The sequence below is a fragment of the Streptomyces sp. NPDC127084 genome, assembly GCF_042724175.1.
Lineage (GTDB): Bacteria > Actinomycetota > Actinomycetes > Streptomycetales > Streptomycetaceae > Streptomyces.
In genome coordinates this window covers 32371-38947 of the sequence record NZ_JBHXFA010000046.1, presented here as the reverse complement: position 1 = coordinate 38947, position 6577 = coordinate 32371, and the positions used below count along the sequence as shown (strand labels likewise).

At 67.6% G+C, this 6577-nt stretch carries 4 protein-coding genes; 3 read left to right on the top strand and 1 reads right to left on the bottom strand.

Annotated elements, in window-relative coordinates; genetic code table 11:
• Nucleotides 1-154: 154 nt before the first annotated feature.
• Nucleotides 155-2887: a transglycosylase domain-containing protein gene (locus tag ACFWI9_RS13770; protein ID WP_387161640.1), complete on the bottom strand. Its 2733-nt coding sequence runs from the start codon at nt 2885-2887 to the stop codon at nt 155-157.
• 370 nt (nt 2888-3257) lie between these two features.
• On the opposite strand from ACFWI9_RS13770, the gene ACFWI9_RS13765 reads away from it, so the two are divergent.
• From ACFWI9_RS13765 to ACFWI9_RS13755, 3 genes are all read left to right on the top strand, one after another.
• Complete coding sequence (locus tag ACFWI9_RS13765) at nt 3258-3977, top strand: helix-turn-helix transcriptional regulator (protein ID WP_387161639.1); 720 nt, start codon at nt 3258-3260, stop codon at nt 3975-3977.
• A 59-nt stretch (nt 3978-4036) separates the two neighbouring features.
• Nucleotides 4037-5119, top strand: a complete 1083-nt coding sequence (locus ACFWI9_RS13760; protein WP_387161638.1) for an inositol-3-phosphate synthase — start codon at nt 4037-4039, stop codon at nt 5117-5119.
• Nucleotides 5120-5224: 105 nt separating this feature from the next.
• Nucleotides 5225-6577 (top strand): MFS transporter (locus tag ACFWI9_RS13755; protein ID WP_387161636.1); only part of this gene is annotated, 1353 nt, incomplete at its 3' end.

The following is a 6577-nucleotide window of genomic DNA, read 5'->3' as shown; positions in this document are numbered from 1 at the left end:
CTGGGCCCCCGTTTTTTTTTGTGGGGACCCCAAATATCAAAAACCTCCCCACCCCCCTGTCCGCGCCCCCCTTCCGTGCTAACCCGGGGGGGCCCGCCCGGGCGGGGTGCCGGGGGCGCGGGCCCCTCGGTGGAGGTGCAGGGTGAACGCTGCGTCAGCCGCCCGGTCCCCCGAAGAAGCCACCGTCGTCGGCGCCTTCGTCGTTCCCGCCGTTGTTCCCCCCGTTGCCGTTGCTGCCGGGCGGCGGTGACGGGCTGGTGGTCACGCCCCCGTCCGTGGCGCCGCCGTCCGTCGTCCCTCCGATGTCGGTGCCGCCGTTGTCGCCGCCGCCGTCCTGGCCGCCGACGGGTTCGCAGTTCCAGTCGAAGCGCCCGCAGGTCTCCTCGGGGTCAGGCGACTGGGACGGCGACTTGGAGGGGCTCGCAGACGGGCTCTGAGAGGGTTCCTCGGAAGGCGTCACGGATACGGTCGGGGACGGGGAGGAGCAGGGCTTTCCGGCCCCGCAGACGGCCTCGGCGTCGAGCGGCTCCGGCTCGGGGAACGAGATCGCCTTCGTGCCCTTGAGCGCGACCGTCATGTAGTCCTTGAAGATCTCGGACGGGAACGACGCACCGTGGATCTTCTTCTGCCCGCCGGTCCCGAACATCTCCAGGAACTTGCGGTTCTTGTTCGCCGCGTTGTCGTCCATCCGGTACATGTCGATCGCCGTCACCAGCTGCGGCGTGTATCCCACGAACCAGGCGGACTTGTTGCCGTCGGTGGTGCCGGTCTTGCCCGCGACGTCGCGTCCGGGGAGCCGGGCGTTGGTGCCGGTGCCCTTCTCCACGACATCCTTGAGCACATCGGTCACATTGCTGGAGATGGCGGACGAGAAGGCCGTCTCGGGCTTGTCCTCGTGCTTGTAGACGGTCTCGCCGCCCTTCTTGACCTCGATCACCGAGAACGGGTCGTTCTGCTTCCCGTTGGCGGCGAACGTGGCGTACGCGCCCGCCATACGGATGGCGCTTGGGCTGGAGATACCGAGCGAGAACGACGGGACGTTGCCCTTGACCAGGCTCTCCTGCCTGAGACCCGCCTTGACCGCGGTCTGCCGCACATTGTCGATGCCGACGTCCATGCCCAGCTGGGCGAAGGGTGAGTTGGCCGAGTGGATCATGGCTTCGCGCAGGGTGATGTTCCGGTAGGACTCCCCGCCGTCATTGGTCTGGAGCCATTCCTCGTCCTTCTCGTTGCGCCAGACGGTGCCGTCGTAGTCCCTGATCTTGAGCTTGTTGATGCCGTTGTACTTGCTCTTGTCAGGATCGACACGCGTGCGGCTCTCCGCACCCTGGTCGTCACCGAGCGAGGGATCGCGCACACCGTCCTGCATGGCCGCGGCGAGCACGAAGGGCTTGAACGTCGAGCCGACCTGGGCACCGGTCTCGTCGGCGTTGTTGGTGAAGTGCTTGGTCGCGTCCGTACCGCCGTAGATGGCCTCGATCGCGCCGTTCTCCGGATTGACCGAGGCGCCGCCGAACTGGACGTGGGTGTCCTTGTCCGGGCGCTTCTCGGGGTCGATGTTCTCCTTGTAGACCTTCTGGACCGACTTCTGGAGCGCCTCCACCTTCTTCTTGTCGAAGGTGGTGTAGATCTCGTAGCCGCCCTTGCTCAGGTCGGTGATGCCCTGCTCGTTGTTGTTGATGAAGTTGGCCTTGGCCAGGTCCACCAGATAGCCGACCTGCCCGCCCAACTGGGCGTTCTTCTTCGGCTTCTGAACGTCGGGGAACTTGTTGCGGTACTTCTCACGCTCCGCCGCGTCGAGGCGCTTGTCCTTGACCATCTCGTCGAGGATCCAGGACCAGCGCTCGGTGACACGCCTGGTGTTGGCCTCCGGGGTGGCGGCCCTGTCGATCTCGGTGGCACCGGCCGGGTCGAAGTACGTGGCGCCCTTCAGAAGTGCCGCGAGGAAGGCGCACTGGCTGGCGTCGAGGTCCTTCGCGTCCTTGTCGAAGTACGTGCGCGCCGCCGCCTGGACTCCATAGGCGCCACGCCCGTAGTAGGAGGTGTTCAGGTAGCCGGCCATGATCTGCTCTTTGGACAGCCGCGTGTCCACCTTCATGGAGATGAAGAGCTCCTTGGCCTTGCGGCTCAGGGTCTGCTCCTGGTTCAGCATGGCGTTCTTGACGTACTGCTGGGTGATCGTGGAACCGCCCTGGGTCTGACCACCTCTCGCCATGTTGAGGACGGCACGGCCGATACCCATCGGGTCAATGCCGTCGTCGGTCTCGAACGACTTGTTCTCCGCGGAGATCACGGCGGACTTCATGGCCGACGGGATGTTGTCGGGCGTGAGGATCTGCCGGTTGACCTCACCGCCCGTGGCGGCCATCTGGGTGCCGTCTTTCCAGTAGTAGACGTTGTTCTGCGCCTCGGCAGCGTCGGCGGGATCCGGCACCACCACCACCGCGTAGGCGATGGTGCCCGCCGCCATCAGGCTGCCGGCGAAACCGAGCGCCAGACCGGTCACGAGCCTCCACGACGGCATCCAGCGCCGCCAGCCGTACTTGTTGTGCCGCGGGTAGTCGATCCACCGCCGCTTGGCGGGGTCGCCGCCCCGGCCGCGGCCGGGGCCACCCTGGCCGCCGCCTCCGGTACCGCGGCGTCCGCCGCCGTGGCCTCCGACTCCTGCTCCACCCGCCTCGGCGGCGCGTCTGCGCCCGCCACGTTGCGCTGCGCGCCGAGCCTCGGCGCGACCGCCGTACGGTTGCCCGTACGCGTCTGAAGGGGACCCGGTGGCTGCGCCCCCTTGCGGGGCTGCGCGGCGGCCTGTCGGCTGCTGGGCGGCACGCCTGGCCGCGGCACGTCCGCCACCCTGCGGCTGGGGCGGTTTGCGACGGTGCTCGCTCATCGAACGACTACTCCTCGGGCAGGCGTAAACGCCTGGAAGCGGCAGTGGTGATCCGGTCCCCCCGCAATCAATACGGACCAGCCCGCGATCGGGCTCATCCGTGTTGCATCCGGGAGGACGACGTTTGAAGGCGCCGCATGGTTCCCGGTGGTCTGCATGCCGCACAGCCTACGCATGGACGAAAACACCTTGAGCGTGAAATTCACCTCTAAACCGGCAAGTCCCCTGCTGCGAATTGACGGTGTGATGCCGGTCACGGGAGTCCCACTTGTCGCCGCAGGAACGTCGTTCTATCGTCTGGATGTATCGAGTCGATACATCAGAGCGGCATAAGCGCACCTGGAGTCCGGAGAGGCGGAGGAGGCGATCGATGAGCAGGCGTTCCGGCATCCTCGAGTTCGCCGTCCTCGGGCTGCTTCGTGAGGCTCCGATGCACGGATACGAGCTGCGCAAGCGGCTCAACACGTCGCTGGGGATCTTCCGGGCGTTCAGTTACGGGACGCTCTACCCCTGCCTCAAGACGCTGGTCGCCAACGGATGGTTGATCGAGGAGCCGGGCAGCGCGCCCGAGGACGCCCTGGCCGCCTCACTGGCAGGACGACGGGCCAAGATCGTCTACCGCCTGACCGCCGAAGGCAAGGAGCACTTCGAGGAGCTCCTCTCCCACACCGGCCCCGATACCTGGGAGGACGAGCACTTCGCGGCTCGCTTCGCCTTCTTCGGGCAGACGGAGCGTGAGGTGAGGATGCGTGTGCTGGAAGGCAGACGCAGCAGGCTCGAGGAGCGGCTGGAGAAGATGAGCGCCTCGCTCGCCCGTACCCGCGAGCGCCTCGACGACTACACGCTTGAGCTCCAGCGCCACGGTATGGAGTCCGTGGAGCGTGAGGTGCGCTGGCTGAACGAGCTCATCGAGAGCGAGCGGGCGGGACGGGACCAGCGCCGGTCCCCTTCCGCTGGGGACGAGGCTCGGCAGGGCACCACATCCGGAGAGACGGGCGGCCTGCCCCGGCATCGGGGGGCAGCGTCCCCGGAAGGGAGCCCCTCAGGGGCGCCCGACCAGCCGGATCCGTCCGATGACACCACCAAGTGAAACCCCGCGGAACACGCAGGGTCTCGTACGAGAACAAACAGGGACAGGGAGCAACCGGAATGGGTTCGGTTCGCGTAGCCATCGTCGGCGTGGGCAACTGCGCCGCCTCGCTGGTGCAGGGCGTCGAGTACTACAAGGACGCCGACCCGGCCTCCAAGGTGCCGGGGCTGATGCACGTCCAGTTCGGCGACTACCACGTCCGGGACGTCGAGTTCGTGGCCGCCTTCGACGTCGACGCGAAGAAGGTCGGCCTCGACCTCGCGGACGCCATCGGTGCCAGCGAGAACAACACCATCAAGATCTGCGACGTGCCGACCACGGGTGTGAAGGTCCAGCGCGGCCACACCCTCGACGGTCTGGGTAAGTACTACCGCCAGACCATCGAGGAGTCGGCCGAGGCTCCCGTTGACATGGTCCAGGCCCTCAAGGACCAGCAGGTCGACGTGCTCGTCTGCTACCTGCCGGTGGGCTCCGAGGAGGCGGCGAAGTACTACGCACAGTGCGCCATCGACGCCAAGGTCGCCTTCGTCAACGCGCTCCCGGTCTTCATCGCGGGCACCAAGGAGTGGGCTGACAAGTTCACCGAGGCCGGAGTGCCGATCGTCGGTGACGACATCAAGTCCCAGGTCGGCGCCACCATCACGCACCGCGTCATGGCGAAGCTGTTCGAGGACCGTGGTGTGATCCTGGACCGCACGATGCAGCTCAACGTCGGCGGCAACATGGACTTCAAGAACATGCTGGAGCGCGAGCGCCTGGAGTCCAAGAAGATCTCCAAGACCCAGGCCGTCACCTCCCAGATCCCGGACCGCGACCTCGGCGAGAACAACGTCCACATCGGTCCTTCGGACTACGTGGCCTGGCTGGACGACCGCAAGTGGGCGTACGTCCGCCTTGAGGGTCGCGCCTTCGGCGACGTCCCGCTGAACCTGGAGTACAAGCTCGAGGTCTGGGACTCCCCGAACTCGGCCGGTGTCATCATCGACGCCGTGCGCGCCGCGAAGATCGCCAAGGACCGCGGCATCGGCGGCCCGATCCTCTCCGCGTCCTCGTACTTCATGAAGTCCCCGCCGGTCCAGTACTTCGACGACGAGGCCCGCCAGAACGTCGAGAAGTTCATCAAGGGCGAGGTCGAGCGCTAAGCACCCACGTCCTTCCTGGACTCCGGTGCACACGTCCCTTCCGGACGCCTGAGGGTCCCCGTGGCATCTGCCCGGGGGCCCTCGTTCTGTGTGACGCTGGCGCACATGCCTGTCGTAGGTGATCTGCGCGTACTCATGCGGTTCTCCGGCTTCCGCCGTCTACTGGCCGTACGTCTGCTGTCCCAGGCGGCCGACGGGGTCTACCAGGTCGCACTCGCCACCTATGTCGTCTTCTCACCGGAGCGGCAGACCTCCCCGACCGCGATCGCTTCGGCCATGGCCGTACTGCTGCTGCCGTACTCGCTCGTCGGCCCCTTCGCCGGGGTGCTCCTGGATCGCTGGCAGCGCCGCCAGGTCTTTCTCTACGGCAATGTGCTGCGTGCCGCGCTCGCCGCCGTCACCGCGCTGCTGATCGTCGCCGCTCTCCCGGACTGGCTCTTCTACGCCTCCGCCCTCTGTGTGACGGCCATCAACCGCTTCATCCTGGCGGGGCTGTCCGCCTCCCTGCCGCGAGTGGTCGATGAGGACCGACTGGTGATGGCCAATTCGCTGTCACCGACCGCGGGGACCATCGCCGCGACCGCCGGTGGCGGACTCGCGTTCGCTGTACGCCTGGTAGCGGCCGACTCTGATGCGGCAGTCGTCCTCCTGGGCGCCGTGCTGTACCTCTGCGCCGGACTGGCCTCGCTGCGGATGGCTCGTGCACTACTCGGCCCGGATCCCGAGCAGCTGCAGCCACGGCTGACGGCGGCACTGGCCTCCACCGCGCGCGGGCTCGTCGGCGGGCTTCGCCATCTCGCGGAGCGCCGGGCCGCCGCAAGGGCGCTTGGAGCGATGAGCATCTTCCGCTTCTGCTACGGCGCGCTGACCGTCATGGTGCTGACGCTGTGCCGGCACGCGTGGTCGGCGACCGAGGAGCAGGGACTGACCCTGCTGGGCTTGGCGCTGGGTGTCTCCGGAGCCGGCTTCCTCACCGCGGCCGTCATCACCCCCTGGGCGGTGAACCGGCTCGGACCGTACGGCTGGATGGCGACATGCGCGGGAGTCGCGGCCGTACTCGAACCGGCCCTCGGTCTGCCGTTCGCCCCCGTACCCATGCTCATCGCCGCGTTCGTCCTGGGGGCCGTCACCCAGGGAGCGAAGATCGCCACGGACACAGTCGTCCAGACCGCTGTCGATGACGCTTTTCGCGGCCGGGTGTTCGCCCTCTACGACATGCTCTTCAACGTCGCCTTCGTCACGGCGATCGGGCTGGCGGCGCTGATTCTGCCCCCCGACGGCAAGTCAGGGCCGCTGGTGATCCTGATGGCGCTGCTCTATGCGGCGGTCGCGCTCACCTTGACGCGCCGACGCGGCCTCGGGGGGGGGGGGGGGGGGGTGGGGGTGGGGGGCCGCCCCGCCCGCAAGCCGCGCGCGGCGGGGTGGGTGTGGCTAAGCAAGCACAGCACCCCCGCGGGG